Origin of the sequence: Streptomyces tricolor, from assembly GCF_002155905.1 — a bacterium.
GTDB classification, from domain to species: domain Bacteria; phylum Actinomycetota; class Actinomycetes; order Streptomycetales; family Streptomycetaceae; genus Streptomyces; species Streptomyces tricolor.
Window position 1 is genome coordinate 1 of record NZ_MUMF01000097.1, and the last position, 2,441, is coordinate 2,441.

Below are 2,441 nucleotides of genomic sequence, written 5' to 3' on the forward strand. Positions count from 1 at the left end.
CTGCCCGGTTCCGCCGCGTCCGGTCGCCCCTCCCCCGCAGCCTCCAAGGCCGGCAACCGACGCAAGCTCGACGCGGCGGAACCGGGCAGCGGTCTGGGCTGAGCTGCGGTGCCCTGCGCGGTGGGGGGCGCGGCGGCCGGCAGGGCGGCGGTGCTCGCCGGCCCCGGCGCGCCCCAGCCGGCCGGTTCGGCCGCCGCCCCGCCGGTCAACGCCAGTGCGGTGCCTGCTGGTTCGAGACGGTCGGCACCGGCAAGCGCCGGCCGGCCGGTCTCGGGCGACTGCGGCGGGCGGCCGGCGGAGTCCGCCGGTGAAGCGGCCGTCAGCTCGGCCACCGCCTGCGCTGCGCCCCGTTCGAGGGCCTCGGGATGCCGTGCGGACGGACCGCCGCCCCCCGGAGCCTGCCGCTCGCCACGCGGCAGGGCGAGGACGTCCCTGCCGCCGCCCGGAAGACTGAGACCTTCTCCGCCGTCCGTAAGTCCGAGGCTTCCTCCGCCACCCGGAAGGCCGAGGGCCTCTCCGCCGCCCGGAAGGCCGAGGCTCTGTCCGCCGCTCGTCAGGCCGAGGGCCCCGCCACCCACCGGAAGAGCGCGTACCTCCCGTTCGGCGCCGGGAAGACCGCCCGTCCGCTCCAGTGAACGCGCGGGGGCGGCGGGTCCGTCCAGGAGCCGGTCGGCGGGCAGCGCGGCGGGGACCGTCGGGCCGAGCTTGGCGCGTGCCGCGTCGAACCACTGCCGGGCCACCTCGGCCAGTTCGGGATCCGGGCGCCGGCCCGGCCGCTTGGCGAGCGGGACGCCCCGGGACCGGCTCCGGGCGGCCATCGCCCGGGTCGCGTTGAAGTTTCCGGTGGCGTTCTCGGCCTGGTCGTAGAGGGATGCGATCCGCTGCCGAACCTCGTCGCGGCTCTCCGGCGCCATGGAGGACGTGCTCCTTCCTTGCCCCGCAGGGCAGTTGAGCGGCTCGCCGGGGCAGAGCCGGACGGCGGCCAGGCGTCAACCTAGCCAACGTGTGTACCTCGTGTGAAGGTTGAGGTGTGAAATGTCCGATACATATTCGTGATGTTCGCGATGACGTTCGATGGGGAAAAGGGGGAGGCCGTGGTTTCCTGTGAGATCCCGGTGAATTCCCGTTTCCGTTGAACACGGTGGCCCCGCCCTCCGTATGAAGCCGGGGAACTCCATGCCCGACCGGCGACCACGCAGGGGGACGACCTTGGTACGCAACAGCCGCAGACGCCCGACCGGCCCTCGACGCGCGACCCGTGCGGCGATCGCCCTGATGCTGGGCGGAGCCGGACTCGTCGCGGTGAACGTCTACGCCTCGGCCGGCGAGGGCTGGGGCGACGGATCCGGCACGGAGACCACCGGGCGCGTCCGGTCCACGGGCATGGCCACCATCGACTGCCCCGACATCGGCAGCCGGCTGACGGCCGTGCCGGACGCGGCCCGCCCGGACGTCGACCGCGAACTCGCCCGGCTCGACCAGCAGACGGCGGCGGCCTACCGGCAGCTCCAGCAGGCGGGACAGGGCGGCGGCGCGGACGCGGCGTCGGCCGACGACGCGATCATGAACCCGCTGGAGGAGAAGCGGTCGGTGTCCATCGGGCGGATCACCGACGCCATCGACCGGGCCGGGGAGCGCCCGCAGGGCCTGGAGTCGCTGGCCGCCTGCACCTTGCGCCCCGGTGAGACCGGCCAGGCCACCGGCGTCCCGGGCGACGGCGACGGGCGGAACGGCACAGGCCAGGAGCAGAGCGGCACCGGCCAAGGGCAGAGCGGCGCGGGTCAGGGCGGCAACGGACCCGTCGCCTCCGACTACGCCGACATCACCGCTGTACCGCCCGAGGCACCGGCTCCGCAGCCGCAGGCCGGTGCCTCACGCGGCACCTTCACCACCGACTGCGGAGTCAACGCGAACGGTCTGTTCAACTCCGACAACGTCATCGTCGCCCCCGGCGTCTCCAACGGCGCCCACCACGTCCACGACTACGTCGGCAACCAGGCCAACAACGCCTTCGCGAGCGACGAGGACCTGGCGCGGGCCGGCACGAGCTGTGTCGACCAGGGCGACAAGTCGTCGTACTACTGGCCGGTGCTGCGCCTGCAGAACGGCACCCAGGAGCGGGACGCCGGCGCCCCGGGCGGTGGTACGGAGGGCAACGCCGGCCAGATCGTGACGCCCCGGCAGGTGACGCTGACCTTCGTCGGCAACCCGCTCGGCGAGGTCACCGCCATGCCGCGCCTGCTGCGCATCATCACCGGCGACGCCAAGGCCTTCGTCAACGGGCCCGGCAACGCCAACGCCTCGTGGAGCTGCACCGGTCACGAGGACCGGCAGCTGAAGGACAAGTACCCCCTGTGCCCGCCGGGCAGCGACGTCGTGCGCACCTTCCGGTTCCAGAGCTGCTGGGACGGCCGCAACATCGACAGCGCCAACCACCGCAC

The 2,441-nt window shown here is 73.9% G+C and carries 1 protein-coding gene and 1 pseudogene; one reads left to right on the forward strand and one right to left on the reverse strand.

All coding sequences use genetic code 11. The features are described from left to right. Positions 1 to 914 (reverse strand): annotated as a pseudogene (locus CCN44_RS08145) (hypothetical protein); the annotation flags it as partial. Positions 915 to 1,275: 361 nt separating this feature from the next. Between CCN44_RS08145 and CCN44_RS08150 the strand changes: the two are divergent. Continuing rightward, the coding region (locus CCN44_RS08150) for a DUF1996 domain-containing protein (protein WP_143649652.1) at positions 1,276 to 2,441 on the forward strand (1,166 nt) is incomplete at its 3' end.